Origin of the sequence: Streptomyces sp. NRRL S-1022, from assembly GCF_000720135.1 — a bacterium.
Classification (GTDB): domain Bacteria; phylum Actinomycetota; class Actinomycetes; order Streptomycetales; family Streptomycetaceae; genus Streptomyces.
This window is the reverse complement of record NZ_JOIU01000020.1, coordinates 29,220-45,045: the sequence shown is the minus strand read 5'-3', so window position 1 is coordinate 45,045 and position 15,826 is coordinate 29,220. Positions and strand designations below refer to the sequence as shown.

General features: G+C 71.3%; 13 protein-coding genes, 1 tRNA gene and 1 pseudogene. 11 read left to right on the top strand and 4 right to left on the bottom strand.

What is annotated here, in order from left to right:
- The first annotated feature begins 20 nt into the window (after positions 1-20).
- Entirely contained in the window at positions 21-1,037 is a 1,017-nt protein-coding gene (locus IG05_RS0127550; RefSeq protein WP_420707630.1) for a bile acid:sodium symporter family protein, read from the top strand.
- Here the strand turns inward: IG05_RS0127550 and IG05_RS0127545 are convergent.
- Positions 987-2,867: an exo-alpha-sialidase gene (locus IG05_RS0127545; protein ID WP_030346705.1), complete on the bottom strand. Its 1,881-nt coding sequence runs from the start codon at positions 2,865-2,867 to the stop codon at positions 987-989. The two genes, IG05_RS0127550 and IG05_RS0127545, sit on opposite strands and share 51 nt — an antisense overlap.
- 122 nt (positions 2,868-2,989) lie before the next feature.
- A complete protein-coding gene (locus IG05_RS0127540; RefSeq protein WP_030346704.1) occupies positions 2,990-3,907 on the bottom strand; it encodes a quinone oxidoreductase family protein in 918 nt (305 codons plus the stop codon).
- 126 nt (positions 3,908-4,033) lie between these two features.
- Between IG05_RS0127540 and IG05_RS0127535 the strand changes: the two genes are divergently transcribed.
- Entirely contained in the window at positions 4,034-4,471 is a 438-nt protein-coding gene (locus IG05_RS0127535; RefSeq protein ID WP_030346703.1) for a MarR family winged helix-turn-helix transcriptional regulator, read from the top strand.
- Positions 4,472-4,517: 46 nt separating this feature from the next.
- Here IG05_RS0127535 and fdhD read toward each other — a convergent pair whose 3' ends face one another.
- Together fdhD and IG05_RS49500 are read right to left on the bottom strand one after the other, a co-directional pair.
- Entirely contained in the window at positions 4,518-5,366 is an 849-nt protein-coding gene (gene fdhD / locus IG05_RS0127530) for a formate dehydrogenase accessory sulfurtransferase FdhD (protein WP_030346702.1), read from the bottom strand.
- Between the two features lie 7 nt (positions 5,367-5,373).
- A pseudogene (locus tag IG05_RS49500) lies at positions 5,374-5,509 on the bottom strand (Fe-S-binding domain-containing protein); the annotation flags it as partial.
- 184 nt (positions 5,510-5,693) lie between these two features.
- On the opposite strand from IG05_RS49500, the gene IG05_RS0127525 reads away from it, so the two are divergent.
- From IG05_RS0127525 to IG05_RS0127480, 9 genes are all read left to right on the top strand, one after another.
- Complete coding sequence (locus tag IG05_RS0127525) at positions 5,694-6,641, top strand: beta-ketoacyl-ACP synthase III (protein WP_030346701.1); 948 nt, start codon at positions 5,694-5,696, stop codon at positions 6,639-6,641.
- Positions 6,642-6,759: 118 nt separating this feature from the next.
- Entirely contained in the window at positions 6,760-7,437 is a 678-nt protein-coding gene (locus tag IG05_RS0127520) for a GntR family transcriptional regulator (RefSeq protein WP_030346700.1), read from the top strand.
- A gap of 201 nt (positions 7,438-7,638) precedes the next feature.
- Positions 7,639-7,723: transfer RNA gene (locus tag IG05_RS0127515), tRNA-Leu, on the top strand.
- 411 nt (positions 7,724-8,134) lie between these two features.
- Positions 8,135-10,192, top strand: a complete 2,058-nt coding sequence (gene fusA / locus IG05_RS0127505; protein ID WP_030346699.1) for an elongation factor G — start codon at positions 8,135-8,137, stop codon at positions 10,190-10,192.
- 117 nt (positions 10,193-10,309) lie between these two features.
- Positions 10,310-10,906, top strand: coding sequence for a TetR/AcrR family transcriptional regulator (locus IG05_RS0127500; RefSeq protein ID WP_030346698.1), 597 nt, complete (start codon positions 10,310-10,312; stop codon positions 10,904-10,906).
- Between the two features lie 131 nt (positions 10,907-11,037).
- A complete protein-coding gene (locus tag IG05_RS0127495; protein ID WP_051790311.1) occupies positions 11,038-12,249 on the top strand; it encodes an MFS transporter in 1,212 nt (403 codons plus the stop codon).
- A 392-nt stretch (positions 12,250-12,641) separates the two neighbouring features.
- Positions 12,642-13,958: an ABC transporter substrate-binding protein gene (locus IG05_RS0127490; RefSeq protein ID WP_030346696.1), complete on the top strand. Its 1,317-nt coding sequence runs from the start codon at positions 12,642-12,644 to the stop codon at positions 13,956-13,958.
- A gap of 5 nt (positions 13,959-13,963) precedes the next feature.
- A complete protein-coding gene (locus IG05_RS0127485) occupies positions 13,964-14,950 on the top strand; it encodes a carbohydrate ABC transporter permease (RefSeq protein WP_030346695.1) in 987 nt (328 codons plus the stop codon).
- Positions 14,951-14,957: 7 nt separating this feature from the next.
- Positions 14,958-15,797, top strand: a complete 840-nt coding sequence (locus tag IG05_RS0127480) for a carbohydrate ABC transporter permease (RefSeq protein WP_030346694.1) — start codon at positions 14,958-14,960, stop codon at positions 15,795-15,797.
- Positions 15,798-15,826 lie beyond the last annotated feature (29 nt).

Sequence of the window (15,826 nt, the reverse complement as noted above, 5' to 3'; positions counted from 1 at the left end):
GCCTGCGCCGGCCGAGTCGGATGCCGATCGACCCGTACGTCCTCCTGCTGCTCGGGACGGTCGGTCTCGCCGCGCTCCTCCCCGCCCGGGGTACCGCCGCCGACGTCACCTCCGGCGCCTCCACCGCCGCGATCGCCTTCCTCTTCTTCCTCTACGGCGCCCGGCTGTCCACCCGCGAGGCACTCGACGGACTCAGGCACTGGCGGCTTCACGTCACCGTGCTGATCTGCACCTTCGTCGTCTTCCCGGTGTTCGGGCTCGCCGCCCGCGCACTGGTCCCGGTCCTGCTGACCCAGCCCCTCTACCAGGGCCTGCTCTTCCTGACGCTGGTGCCCTCCACGATCCAGTCGTCCATCGCCTTCACCTCGATCGCCCGGGGCAACGTGCCCGCCGCGATCTGCGCCGGGTCCTTCTCCTCACTCGCCGGCATCGTCATCACCCCGCTGCTCGCGGCGGGACTGCTCGGGGGCGACGGGGTCGGGTTCTCCACCGACTCACTGGTGAAGATCGTGCTCCAGCTGCTGGTGCCGTTCCTCGCCGGGCAACTGCTGCGGCGCTGGATCGGCGGCTTCGTCACCCGGCACAAGAAGGTCCTGGGACTCGTCGACCGCGGCTCCATCCTGCTGGTCGTCTACAGCGCCTTCAGCGAGGGCATGAACCAGGGCATCTGGCACCAGGTCAGCCCCGTACGGCTGGCCGGCCTGCTCGGTGTCGAGGCCGTCCTGCTGGCCGTCATGCTGCTCCTGACCTGGTACGGCGCCCGGGCCCTCGGCTTCGGCCGGGAGGACCGGATCGCCATCCAGTTCGCCGGGTCGAAGAAATCCCTCGCCTCCGGGCTGCCCATGGCGAGCGTCCTCTTCGGCAGCCACGCCTCCCTCGCCGTCCTGCCGCTGATGCTCTTCCACCAGATGCAGCTGATGGTGTGCGCGGTCATCGCCAAGCGGCACGCCCGCGATCCCGAGGCGGCCGAGGACACGCCCGACAGGTCAGCCGCGCACCCGGTCGAGGGGCAGCCAGAGGACCGTGTCCTTCGGTGACCGCAGAACGTCCTTGTCGGCCAGCTCCCCGTCGGTGAGCGCCCGGTCCCAGACACGCACCTCGTCCAGTGCGCCGGTGAAGTAGGCACGGCTGTCCATACGCTGACCGAGGTGGACGCCGAAGGGGGAGTTGCGGCTGACGGAACCCGGTACATCGGCGACGGCAGACTGCATACCGTCGACGGACAACGACAGCCGGCCGTCGCCGCGGCGGAGTACGGCGTGATGCCAGAGGCCGTCGTTGTATGCGATATCCGTGCGAACGTATGCAGTCTGCGGCGGACTGGCGCCGTTCCGCACGGTGATCAGCGCTTGTACACGGTGGTTCGCCGGCTCCCCGCGCAGCCACACCTGCGGCTGGCTGGTGCCGATCCCGCCCATCCAGAGCAACGGCTGCTCCCCGGTGGTCGCCGTGTACCGGAACCAGAGCGACGCCGTGAAGTCGTCCGTGCCCAGGGGGAGGCCGGCGCGGTACGGCAGGCGTACGGCGTCGTCCGTGCCGTCGAACTCCAGCGCCTTGCCGGACACCCCGTCCGTCCCCTCCGGGTCGCCGAGCACCGCCGCCGGGCGGGCGTGCGGGGCGAAGTCGGCGGTGACGGGGTCGGGGCCGCGGCGCGGGGCCAGCCAGTCCTCGGTGAAGCGGGCGAAGCGGATCTCGTCGCGGGCGTCCACCGCGCCGCCCTCGTACATCAGGCCGACCGTGCCGGAGTCGACGCGCACCAGGTCGGAGTAGCCGGACCAGTCCGTGCTGACGACCGTGCCGCGGTCGACGCTGTCCCAGGTCCGGCCGCCGTCGTAGGAGGAACGGATCATCATGGTGCGCCGCCGGTCGGGGTCGCCGGGGCAGGCGAGCAGGAGACGGTGGCCCAGGCGCAGCAGCGAGCCCTGCACCTGAGGGGTGTAGAGGTCGGGCAGGTCGCGGAACGGGGCGGTGAAGCTGGTGCCGCCGTCGCGGCTGACGGCCTGGGTACGGTGACCGAGGTCGGTACCGTCCTGCTCCCGGCCGCTGACCAGGACCGAGCCGTCCCCGCGCTCGGCGAGGGTCAGTTCGGAGGGCTTCTGCCGGAAGGTGCCGTCGGCGGCGATGGGCCAGGTGTCGGTGGCGCCGGTCCGCCAGTGGCCGCCGTGGTCGTCGCTGACGATCAGTGCCGCGTGGTTGGCGGTGACCCTGCTGCCGTTCCACGTCTCGGCGTTGACCCCGAAGACCAGGCGTCCCGCGTACCGGCCGCGGGTGAGCTGGATGCCGTGGACAGGGCCGGTCGCGTACCAGGAGTTCCAGTCGGCGGGCAGGATCTCGGGGCTGAGATCGCGCGGCTCCGACCAGGTCCGGCCGTCGTCGTCGCTGTACTGCAGATGCGGGGTGCGGTCGCAGGGGACCGGGCAGCCGGCGCTGTCCGTACGGCCCGTGTTGTAGGTCTCGGCGAGCCAGACGCGGCCGGTGGCGCGGTCCACGACCGGTGCCGGGTTGCCGTGCGTGTCACCGGCGCCCTCGTTGACCACCTGTAACGGCTCCCAGGTGCGGCCGCCGTCGGTGGAGCGTTTGAGCACGATGTCGATGTCGGCCGCGTCCCCGCAGTTGAGGACCCGGCCCTCGGCGAACGCCAGCAGCGTGCCGTCGACCGTTCTGACGACCGCAGGGATGCGGAAGCAGGCGTAGCCGGGGTCCTGGGCGGCCTTGAACAGCGCCTGTTGTTCGAACCGCGGTGCCGTGCCGCCCGCCGGCTGGGCCTGGGCCGGGTGGGCGGGGACGAGCGGGGCGAGCAGGCCGGCAGCGGTGACGGCCGTGAGGACGAGCGCGGATCTGAGACGGGTGCGAATACGTGACGGCACGGTGCGACCTGCCCTTCATCGGACGGACATCCGGACATCCCGACATCCCACGTCCAACGTCCAACGTCCGTCCCATCGACGGTAGTTGGGGGTGGTGCACGTCACAAGAAGCGTGCAGACGGTTATGGGCGCAGAACGACCTTGCCGAGGTTGGTCCGGGACGTGATCACCTGGTGAGCGGCCGCCGCGTCCTCCAGGGCGAACTCCCCGTGGACGACGGGCTTCACGGCGCCCTCGGCGAACAGCCGCCACAGGTCCTGCCGCCACTGCTCGTACAGGTCCGGCCGGCCACGGGCGATCAGCGCCATCTGGAAGCCGATCACCGATTTGGCACCCACCAGCAGGTCGTACGCCTGGATCGTGCCGCCGCCGGAGCTGTAGGCGACCAGGCGTCCGTGCGGGGCGAGCGCGGCGAGGGCGGGGGTGAGCAGGTCACCGCCGACGGCATCCAGTACACAGTCGACCGGATCCCCCCAGCTGTCGTCGTCATACCGCATATAGTCGTCCGCGCCGAGTGAGCGGACGAAGTCCGCTTTCGCCGGACCGGATACGGCCCCCACCACCCGTCCCGCGCCCCGCGCCCGTGCCAGCTGCACGGCGAGATGCCCGACGCCGCTCGCCGCCGCCGTGACGAGGACCGACTCTCCCGGTGCGAGCCGTGCCGCCTCCAGCGCGCCCAGCGCCACCAGGCCGCTGCGCACCAGCGCGACCGCGGTCACGGCGTCGGCGTCGTCCGGTATCGGTGAGGTCATGGCCTCGTGCAGCACGGCGTACTCGGCGTACCCGTACCCGAAGCACAGTCCGGTCACCCGGTCGCCGACGCGGAAGCGGGTGACGCCCTCGCCGGCCGCGACCACCTCACCCGCGACCTCACCCCCCAGTGTCACCGGCTCCGCGGCCTCGGCCACCTTCCGGACCATCGGCAGTGTGATCCCCACCGCCGCGCAGCGCACCAGCAGTTCCCCGGGGCCGGGCTGGGGAACGGGGGCCTCCTCCACGAACAGGGGTCCGCCGGTGGACTCGTACCGGACACGGCGCATGACAACCTCCTGGGGCCGGGCGAGCCGGCGCGCTCAGCATGGGGCATACCCATGAAATCGTTGGGAGTCCCAACGGTAGGGGAGATTCGTTGGGAAGTCCAATGATTCTTCGGATAGGCTGCCGTCATGGCCGAAGCACCCCTGCCCGCGATCCGCTCCCTGCCCAGCTGGCTCCTCGGGCGAGCCGCCGCACGGGGCCGCGTCCTCGTCGCCGAGGCCCTCGCGGCCGAGGGGCTGAAGATGTGGCACCACGTCGTGCTCTCCGCCGTCCGGGACCTCGCCCCGGTGGCCCAGGTCGACCTCGGCCGCAGCGTGAGCCTCGACCCCAAGGACGTCGTCGGCATCCTCAACGATCTGCAGTCCGCCGGCCTGGTCGACCGGGCCCCCGATCCCCGTGACCGGCGCAAGAACGCCGTCTCACTCACCGACGACGGCGCCCGGCTGCTCGTACGCTGCGAACAGGCCGCCCGCCGGGCCAACGACGAACTGCTCGCCCCCCTGTCGGCCGCCGAACGCGAGCAGTTCATGGACCTGCTGCAGCGGATCTCCGGCACGCAGGGGTGACGGAGCCACGCGTCGGCCGGCCGAGGACGGCGCGGAAGCACAGAGGTCAGCTGGGGGTGGCCGACTCCTGCAGGGCGATCCGGTCCTCGCCCGCGTAGACGTTCATCGAACTGCCCCGCAGGAAGCCCACCAGGGTCAGGCCGGTCTCCGCGGCCAGGTCCACCGCGAGCGACGAGGGCGCCGACACGGCGGCGAGCATGGGGACGCCCGCCATCACCGCCTTCTGGGCCAGCTCGAAGGAGGCGCGGCCGGAGACCATGAGGATCGTCCGGGACAGCGGCAGTCCGCCGTTCTGCAGCGCCCGCCCGACCAGTTTGTCGACCGCGTTGTGCCGGCCCACGTCCTCGCGGGTGTCCAGCAGCTCTCCGTCCTCGCTGAACAAGGCCGCCGCGTGCAGGCCCCCGGTCCGGTCGAACACCCGCTGCGCCGACCGCAGCCGGTCGGGAAGGCTCGCCAGCAGCTCGGGGGTGACCCGGAGCGGGGGAGTGTCGGCGATCGGCCAGCGCGCGGTCGTACGGACGGCGTCCAGGCTCGCCTTGCCGCACAGACCGCAGGAGGAGGAGGTGTAGACGTTCCGCTCCAGGCTGAAGTCCGGGAGCGTGACACCGGGCGCCGTCTTCACGTCGACGACGTTGTAGGTGTTCGTACCGTCTGCGGTCGCCCCGGCACAGTAGACAATATTCTGCAGATCGGATGCCGTAGCCAGGACTCCTTCGCTCACCAGGAAGCCCGCCGCCAGCGCGAAGTCGTCGCCGGGGGTGCGCATGGTGATCGCGAGCGGCTTGCCGTCGAGCCGGATCTCCAGGGGCTCCTCGGCGACGAGCGTGTCCGGCCGGGTGGAGACCGCGCCGTCCCGGATGCGGAGGACCTTGCGTCGTTCCGTGACTCGTCCCATGTTCTGATCAGCCCCGGTTCTGTAGGTACTGGTAGCGGAAGCGGCCCTTGATGCAGAGGGTGCCGTGGGTCACCGGGGCGTCGTGTGCCCGAGGTGACCTCCACGAACACATTGTCCTGCACATGGGAAGCCAGGCGGAGTCCGGTTGCCCGGTCGACCTGGTCCGCCCGGGAGGCCGTAGGGCGCCGCCGCCGCGGGTACGTCGGGCAGTCTGAGGAGAGCCGACAATCCCGGCGCCCGATTCCTGTGGGTTCACCTGCCCTCGTACCCGTGAGTCACTGATCAGACTGTGGATCCCGCTACCCACGGCACGAGGGGATCCCCTGCATGAACGGCTCACGCATCGCCGCCATCGGTCACTACCAGCCCGCCAAGGTGCTCACCAACGACGAGCTCGCAGGCATGGTCGACACCAGTGACGAGTGGATCCGCTCCCGCGTGGGCATCCGGACCCGGCACATCGCCGGCCCCGACGAGCCCGTCGACGAACTGGCCGCGCACGCCGCCGCCAAGGCGCTTGCCGCGGCCGGCCTCTCCCCGGGCGACATCGACCTGGTCCTCGTCGCCACCTCCACCGCGATCGACCGTTCCCCGAACACCGCCGCCCGGGTCGCGGCCCGGCTCGGCATCCCGCAGCCCGCCGCCATGGACGTCAACGTGGTGTGCGCCGGCTTCACTCACGCCCTGGCCACCGCCGACCACACGCTCCGGGCCGGTGCGGCCACCCGGGCCCTGGTCGTCGGCGCCGACAAGATGTCCGACGTCACGGACTGGACCGACCGCTCCACCTGCGTCCTCGTCGGCGACGGAGCCGGGGCGGCCGTCCTGACGGCATGCGCGGCGGGGGAGGAGCCCGGGGTCGGGCCGGTGCTGTGGGGGTCGGTGCCGGAGATGGGGCACGCGGTACGGATCGAGGGGACGCCGCCGCGGTTCGCGCAGGAGGGGCAGAGCGTCTACCGCTGGGCCACCACCCAGCTGCCGGCCATCGCCCGCAAAGCCTGCGAGAAGGCGGGTGTGGCACCCGAGGACCTCGCCGGGGTCGTCCTGCACCAGGCCAACCTGCGGATCATCGAGCCGCTGGCCGTGAAGCTCGGCGCCGTCAACGCGGTGATCGCCCGCGATGTCACCGAATCCGGCAACACCTCCGCCGGCAGTATTCCGCTCGCCTTCTCCAAGCTGGTCGAGCGAGGAGCGCTCAGCACCGGTGATCCGGTGCTGCTGTTCGGTTTCGGCGGCAACCTGTCGTACGCCGGGCAGGTCGTACGCTGCCCCTGAGTCCGGGATGGTGTGCACCGTCTCCTGAATACGGTGCATCGCGGACTGCAGACAAAAGACCATTGGTGCTGAGCGTCCAGCGCACGCGCGCCCGGGCCTGCCCAGGAGGGGGACCGCGATGTTGTCGACCGGACTGCCGCTGGGGGCGGTGCCCAGGCTGGAACGTCCGGGCCCGTTGCGAGAACGCGTGTACGAGGCGCTGCTGGACCTCATCACCACCCGTGCCCTGCAACCCGGCCAGCACCTCGTGGAGAGTGACCTCGCCGGACACCTCGGCGTCTCCCGTCAGCCCGTGCGAGAAGCCCTTCAGCGGCTCAACACCGAGGGCTGGGTGGATCTGCGGCCGGCGCAGGGAGCGTTCGTGCACGAGCCGACCGAGGCGGAGGCCGACGAGCTGCTCACGGTCCGCACCCTGCTGGAGGCGGAGGCGGCCCGGCTGGCCGCCCTGAACGCCGACGAGGCGGGTGTCCAGGCACTCCGGCTGATCGTGGAGCAGGGCCGGACCGCCGTCGCGGCCGACGACGTGAACCGGGCCGTGGCGCTGAACGCCGCCTTCCACGCCAAGATCATGGAATTGGCCGGGAACGCCGTTCTGTCGGAACTCGCCGCGCGGGTCGAACGCCGGGTGCGCTGGTACTACACGCCGGTGGCCCGCCTGCGCGGGGGCACCGCCTGGTCGGAGCACTCCGATCTGATGCTGGCCATTCGCGCGCACGACGCGGAGCTGGCCACCCGTCTCATGCGGGAACACACCGAGCGCACCCGCCACTCGTACCTCCACCGCAAGGAGTCCTGACCGCGGCGGTCCGGCCCGGGAGCAGACGGGAGCCTGTCTCTCACCTACCGTATGCAGGATCTCGCGGACTGTATACCGTCGGCAATCCGCCGCTCCGCACCCGCCCCGCAGGCGGATACGCAGGTGAAACGCACTCCGAAACCTTGGTATTGTTGTCCATGTCGCCGCGGGGAACACACCCCGCAAGGCGGCAGACACCTGGTCCGGGTGGCGGAATGGCAGACGCGCTAGCTTGAGGTGCTAGTGCCCTTTATCGGGCGTGGGGGTTCAAGTCCCCCCTCGGACACCGGCAGAAACCCCATGGCTGCGGCCATGGGGTTTCTTCGTTGTCGCGGCAGCGAGCCCCCGGCGGAAAATCGCTATCCCACCACCTGATCGTTTTCCTAGACTCGCCACGCACCGCGCGCCGCACCCGCACCAGGGCGGCGCGCTTCGTGAGCCGTGACGATCGAGGGGAGCCGGGCCGTGCGTGACCGTACCGCCGCCGTCGTTCCCCCTGCGCGGACCGAGGTGATCCTGGTGTCCTCGTCCGTCCGGTGCCCGCTGCGCGGCCGGTACCGGATGCCCGTGTCGCCCCGCTGACACCCCGGCCGCCCGCCCGGCACCCTCCGGGCCGCCGCCGCGGCGTCCGCCGTCCTCGGCACACGGGGAATCGCGCCGCCCTGCTCCAGCACCACTTCCCGAAAGGCACCGGGCCGTGCGCACTCACATCGACACCCTCGCCGCCGTCCGCAACCTCGGCATCCTCGCCCACGTCGACGCCGGCAAGACCACCGTCACCGAGCGGATCCTGTATGCGACGGGCACCACCCACAAGCGGGGCGAGGTGCACGACGGCACCACCGTCACCGACTTCGACCCGCAGGAACGCGACCGCGGCATCACCATCTTCGCCGCCGCCGTCAGCTGCGCCTGGGACGGCCACCGCATCAACCTCATCGACACCCCCGGCCACGTCGACTTCGCCGACGAGGTCGAACGGTCGCTGCGTGTCCTCGACGGGGCGGTCGCCGTGTTCGACGCCGTCGCCGGCGTCGAACCGCAGAGCGAGTCGGTGTGGCGGCAGGCCGACCGGCACGGCGTCCCGAGGATCGCGTTCGTCAACAAACTGGACCGTGCGGGCGCCGACCTCGACCGGGCCGTCGGCTCCATCCGGGACCGGCTGCACCCCGTACCGCTCGTCGTCCAGCTGCCGATCGGCGCCGAGGACGGTTTCACCGGGGTCGTGGACCTGGTGCGGATGCGGTCCCTGGTGTGGGACGACGGCGAGGGTACGGCCAGGGAGACAGCGGTGCCCGAGGGGCTGCGGGAGGAGGCGGTACGGCGGCGGCGCGCGCTGGAGGAGGCCGTCGCGGAACGGCATCCGGCCGCGCTGGAGGAGTTCTGCGACCGCGAGACGCTCTCCGCCGCGACCCTCACCGCCGCCCTGCGCGACCTCACCCGCACCGGTGACGGCGTCGTCGTGCTGTGCGGCTCCGCCTACCGCAACCGCGGGATCGAACCGCTGCTGGACGCGGTGGTGGCCTATCTGCCGTCGCCGCTGGACGTCCCCGCCGTGCGCGGTGTCGGCGAGGACGCCGGGCAGTCGCGTGCCGCCGATCCCGAAGTGCCCTTCGCGGGACTGGTGTTCAAGGTGAACGCGAGCACCACCGGCCGGCTGGCCTACGTGCGGGTGTACTCCGGCACCCTCGAAAAGGGGGACACCGTGCGGGACCCGGGCAGCGGGCGCACCGAGCGGGTGGCGCGCATCGTGCGGGTCATGGCGGACCGGCACGTCCAGCTGGACCGGGCAGTCGCCGGTGACATCGTCGCACTGGCGGGCGTGAAGTCGGCCCGGGTCGGTGCCACGCTGTGCGACCCCGGGGCCCCCTTGCTGCTGGAACCGCCGGTGGCCGCCGAACCCGTGGTGTCCGTGGCGGTCGAGGCGCGGCGCGGCACGGACACCGGGCGGCTCGCCGCGGCGCTCGCCCGGCTCGCCGAGGAGGACCCCTCGCTGGTGGTGCGCACCGACGCCGAGACCGGGCAGACCGTCCTGTCCGGGATGGGCGAACTCCACCTGGAGGTCGCGGTGGAGAAGATCCGCCGCGACGGCGGGCCGGAGGTCACGGTGGGCCGCCCCCGGGTGGCGTACCGGGAGACCGTCGTGGGGGGCGTCCGAGGGTTCGTGTTCCGGCACGTCAAACAGGACGGCGGCGCGGGGCAGTTCGCCCATGTCGTCCTGGACGTGGAGCCGCTCGGCCCCGAAGCGGGCGTCACCGGCTTCGTGTTCCGGTCCGCCGTGGTCGGCGGCCGGGTGCCGCAGGAGTACGTGCGCGCGGTGGAGGCCGGCTGCCGGGACGCGCTCGCCGAGGGACCGCTCGGCGGGCACCCGGTGACCGGGCTGCGCGTCACGCTGACCGACGGCTCCACCCATGTCAGGGACTCCTCCGACACGGCCTTCCGCACGGCCGGCCGGCTGGGCCTGCGCGAGGCCCTGCGGGCGTGCACGACCGTGCTGCTCGAACCGGTCGCCGAGGTCACGGTGACCGTGCCGGAGGACGCGGTCGGCGGGGTGCTCGGTGACCTGGCCGCCCGCCGCGGCCGGGTCGGCGGCTCGGACACCCGTGGCGGCGCGGCCGTACTGACCGCGACCGTGCCGCTGGCCGAACTGTTCGGCTACGCAACGCGGTTGCGCAGCCGCACCCAGGGCCGGGGCGCCTTCACCACCCGGCCCGCCGGGTACGCGCAGGCACCGGCAGGGGCACCGGTCCGGTAAGGGTACGGTCCGCGGTGCCGGCCCTCGCCACGAGTCGTCGCGACTCACGGCGCGGGCCGGCACCCCTTTCCGAGTGCTGTATTGCAATGGCCGATCCAAAACGGTTAGGGTCGGCTCATGGCCCGACCGAGGACGTTCGACGAGGAGCGGGCCCTGGACGCGGCGATGCGCACCTTCTGGGAGAAGGGCTACGAGGCCACCTCCACCCAGGATCTGTGCGCCGCCACCGGGCTGGGGCGCAGCAGCATCTACAACGCCTTCAAGAGCAAGCACGATCTGTTCCAGCGCGCCCTGCACCGCTACATGACCGCCATGAACGCGGCACAGTTTGCGGTGCTGGAGGATCCCGGGCCGAGCGGCGGCGACCGGATCCGCGCGCTGTTCGCCCTGGTGCTCGACGGCGACGCGCAGAACCGGCCGGGCGGCCGGAGCCTGGGCTGTCTCAGTGTGAACACGACGGTGGAACTGGCCGGCCGCGACGCCGCCGCGGCCGGGATGCTCGAACGGGACACGGCCCGCCGGCTGGCCGCCCTGCGCGCGGCCGTCGAAGCCGGCCGGCGTGACGGCAGCATCACCTCGGCCCGGGACGCGGGCGACCTGGCCCGCTTCCTCAACGCCACGATCGCGGGCCTGCGGGTCTCCGCGCAGGGCGGCGCCGACCGGGCCGCTCTGGAAGCGATCGCCGAGGTCGCGCTGGACGCTCTGACCGGCTGACCTCCCCATGGGGTACGCCGTTTCCGGCCGCCCTACTTTTGAACTGACCGATCCAAAACTAGGTCTCTTGCGCGGCGATTTTGAACCGACCGATCCACAACACCTAGCCGTCCGACTCGAAGGAGTCTCCCGTGCCCCGTGCCGTCTACGTCCTGGCGCTCGGCATCTTCGCCATGGTGACCAGCGAGTTCGCGGTCGCCGGCCTGATGCCGCAGATGGCCGCCGCACTGCACGCCACCGTCCCGCAGATCGGCTACCTCATCACCGCGTTCGCCGCCGCGATGGCCGCCGGCGGGCCCGTCCTCACCGTGGCGGTGATGAAACTCCCGCCCCGCACCGCCCTGCCGGTGCTCCTCACCGTGTTCCTGGCCGGCAACGTACTCGCCGCCACCGCCACCGGTTACGGCACGATGCTGGCCGCCCGCGTCGTCACCGGCGTCGCCTCCCAGGCCTTCTTCGGTGTCGCCATATCGCTGTGCGCCCGGCTCACCCGCCCCGAGATCCGCGGCCGGGCCGTCGCCGTGGCCATGAACGGCCTGATGCTCGGCACCCTCCTCGGACTGCCGCTGTCCACCCTGATCGGTGAACGGCTCGGCTGGCGCGCCGCGTTCTGGGCCGTCTCGGTGCTCGCCCTGGTCGCCGCCGCGGCCACCCTGGCCGGGGTGCCCAGAGTGGCTGCCGCGCCGAGCGGCGGTCTGTGCGCCGAGGCCGGTGTCTTCACGCGGCCACGGCTGTGGCTGGCGCTGGCCGGCAGCACGCTCATCATCGGCGCCACGTTCTCCGCCTTCAGCTACTTCACGCCCATCCTCACCGGGCTCACCGGATTCTCCGCCGGTACCGTCCCGCTGCTCCTGATCGCGTACGGGGCGGCGGCCGTCGTCGGCAACACGGTCGTCGGCCGGCTCGCCGACCGGTACACCCTGCCGGTGCTCGCCGTGGGCCCGCTGCTCAGCCTGGTCTTCCTCGCCGGCCTCGCGGTCCTCGCCGGCATGGCCGTGCCCGCGGTGGTCTGCATGCTGGGCATCGGCCTGGCCGGGGTCACCATGACCCCGGCGATGGTCACCCGGGTCCAGCGGGCGGGCAACGCCGGACCGCTCGTCAACACCGTCCACTCCTCCTTCATCACGCTCGGCGTCGTCATCGGCTCCTCCCTCGGTGCCGTCGCCATCGACACCTGGGGGCTGCGCGCCCCGCTCTGGCTCGGGGCCGCCCTGGCCGCCGTCGGCCTCCTCACGGTTCTGCCGGAACTGGGCGGCGGTGACAGTGGTGGTCGTACGGCGGGGGAGCACGGGACGACGGGAGCGGTGCAACCCGCGGCGCCGGAGGCGGTGAGCCGGGGCTGAACGGCCGGCCGTCCACCGGTATCCCGTCGACAGTCGACCGCGCACCGGCATCCCGTCGACCGCACACCCGTATCCCGCCGACCGTCGACCGCACACCCGTATCCCGCCGACCGCCGACCGCCGACCAGCATCCCGTCGACCGTCGACCGCCGACCGGTATCCCGCCGACCGGCGACCGTAGATCGTAGACCGGCGTCCGTGCCCGCCCGCGGACCCGCGCCCGACCGAGGCCCGGAACCTGCGGCCGCCCCCAACCTGCACCCCCGCCCCTCCCCGGGCCCTCAACAAACCCCCGATCCCCCCGCCCAATCCCTTGACGATCGCCCTTCGGCGGGATTAACTCACGTCCTAAATTAAGCCATGAGTGCAATCCCTGAAGGGACCCGGGAGCCATGCGCAGGATCCGAGCCGCGGCCGTAGGCGCCGTCACCCTGTCTCTCGCCCTTGCGGCCACGGCCTGCGGAGGCGGGTCGTCCACCGGCGGCGGGTCCGACGACTCGCCGAAGACGCTGACGTACTGGGCGTCCAACCAGGGCGCCAGCATCGCCGTGGACAAGAAGGTTCTCCAGCCGGAGCTCGACAAGTTCGAGAAGCAGACCGGCATCAAGGTGAAACTGGAGGTCGTGCCCTGGTCGGACCTGCTCAACCGGATCCTGACCGCGACCACTTCGGGCCAGGGCCCGGACGTGCTGAACATCGGCAACACCTGGAGCGCCTCGCTGCAGGCGACCGGCGCGCTGCTGCCGTGGGACGAGCAGAACTTCGCGAAGATAGGCGGCAGGGACCGCTTCGTGGAGTCCGCGCTCGGCTCGACGGGCGTGCAGGGCAAGGACCCGGCGGCGGTGCCGCTGTACTCGATGGCGTACGCCCTCTACTACAACAAGAGGATCTTCGCCGACGCCGGGATCAGCAAGCCGCCCGCCACCTGGGACGAGCTGATCGCCGACGGCAAGAAGATCAAGGCCCGGGGCAAGTCCGTGCTCGGCGCCGAGGGGGCGAACCTCTCGGAGAACATCCACCACGTCTTCGTCTTCGCCAAGCAGCACGGCGCCGACTTCTTCACCGCCGACGGCAAACCCGACTTCACCGCCCCCAAGGTCGTCGAGGCGGTGAAGAGTTACGTGGATCTGATGGCCAAGGACGAGGTCGTCCCGGCCGGCGACGCCGAGTACGCGCAGAACCAGTCCGTCAGCGACTTCGCCAAGGGCAAGCAGGCGATGCTGCTGTGGCAGTCCGCCGCCGCCAACCTAAAGTCGCAGGGCATGAGCGAGGACGCCTACGGCATCGCCCCCGTCCCGGTCCGCTCCGGCACCCCCGGGCAGGGCACCCAGATCAACTCGATGGTCGCCGGCATCAACATCGCCGTCTTCAAGAACACCCACAACCTCGGCGGCGCCGCGAAGTTCGTGAAGTTCATGACGTCCGACGCCGAGCAGAAGATCCTCAACACGGCCTACAGCACCGTCCCGCCGGTCCGGTCCGCCCAGGACGACCCGGCGTTCGCTTCCCCCGACACCGCGGTGCTGAAGAACACCCTCGCCACGAGCGCGGCCGCGCTGCCGCAGGTGCCGTCCGAGTCGCAGTTCGAGACGACGGTCGGTACGGCAGTCAAGGAGCTGTTCGCCGACGCCGCCGCCGGACGCGCCGTGACCACCGACTCGGTGAAGGCGAAGCTGGAGAAGGCCCAGCAGCAGATGCCGGCGGCGTGACCACCATGACGACCACCGCACTGAGGGAACCGGTGCGCGAGACGTCCCCCGGCGCGGCGCGCGCACCACGCCGCCGCGCCGGGTGGATCCGCCGCGTCTCCCTGCCGTACCTGCTGCTCCTGCCCGCGCTGCTCCTCGAACTCCTCGTGCACCTGGTGCCAATGGTGATCGGCATCGTGATGAGCTTCAAGGAGCTCACGCAGTTCTACATCCGTGACTGGAGCACCGCTCCGTGGAGAGGCCTGGACAACTACCGGGTGTCGGTGGACTTCGACGCTCCCGTGGGCCAGGCGCTGCTGCAGTCGTTCGGGGTCACCGTCGGCTTCACCCTGTTGTCGGTCGGCCTGTGCTGGCTGATCGGCACGGCCGCCGCGGTCTTCATGCAGGACACCTTCCGCGGCCGCGGCCTGCTGCGCGCGCTGTTCCTGGTGCCGTACGCGCTGCCCGTCTACGCGGCGGTCATCACCTGGGTGTTCATGTTCCAGCACGACAACGGCCTGGTGAACCACGTGCTGCACGACCAGCTGCACCTCACCGGGAAACCGTCGTTCTGGCTCATCGGCGGCAACAGCTTCTACGCCCTGCTGACCGTGTCGGTGTGGAAGGGCTGGCCGTTCGCGTTCCTCATCGTGACGGCCGGCCTGCAGAACATCCCCCGGGAGCTGTACGAGGCCGCCGCACTGGACGGCGCCGGGATGTGGCAGCAGATCCGCCGCATCACCCTGCCGTCGCTGCGCCCGGTCAACCAGGTGCTGGTCCTGGTGCTGTTCCTGTGGACGTTCAACGACTTCAACACGCCGTACGTGCTGTTCGGCAAGGCCGCTCCCGAGGCCGCCGACCTCATCTCGGTGCACATCTACCAATCCTCCTTCGTCACCTGGAACTTCGGCACCGGCTCGGCCATGTCCGTCCTGCTGCTGCTCTTCCTGCTGGTCGTGACGGGCGGATACCTGCTGCTGACCTCGCGCGGACGGAGGACCGCCGATGCCTGAGTCGCCGATGGCGCCGCCGCGTTCGTTCCTGTGGTCGCGGCGGGTGTTCCTGACCCTGCTCGCCGCCTTCGTGCTCACCCCGGTGTACGTGATGGTGTCCAGCTCGCTGAAGCCGCTGGCCGACGTCACCGGCCGGTTCCGCTGGCTGCCCAGCAAGCTGACGGTCCGCCCGTACATCGACATCTGGTCGACCGTGCCGCTCGCGAGGTACTTCACGAACTCGCTGATCGTGGCGGGCGCGGCGACCGTCTGCTCGGTGGTCATCGCCGTGTTCGCCGCCTACGCCGTCAGCCGGTACGAGTTCCGCGGCAAGCGCGTCTTCACGGTCACCGTGCTGTCGACGCAGATGCTGCCGGGCATCCTGTTCCTCCTGCCGCTGTTCCTGATCTACGTCAACATCGGCAACGCCACCGGCATCGCCCTGTTCGGCTCCCGCGGCGGGCTGATCCTGACGTACCTCACGTTCTCGCTGCCGTTCTCCATCTGGATGCTGATCGGTTACTTCGACTCGGTGCCGCGCGACCTGGACGAGGCGGCGCTGGTGGACGGCTGCGGCCCGCTCGGCGCCCTGTTCCGGGTCGTCGTGCCGGCCGCGGTCCCCGGCATCGTCGCGGTCGCCGTCTACGCGTTCATGACGGCCTGGGGAGAGGTGCTGTTCGCGTCGGTCATGACCAACGACACCACCCGCACCCTCGCCGTCGGCCTCCAGGGCTATTCCACCCTCAACGACGTCTACTGGAACCAGATCATGGCCGCCTCGCTGGTCGTCAGCGTGCCCGTGGTGGCCGGCTTCCTGCTGCTGCAGCGCTATCTCGTCGCGGGTCTGACGGCGGGTGCCGTCAAGTGACCCCCACCCCTGATCCCGAAGGGACTTCC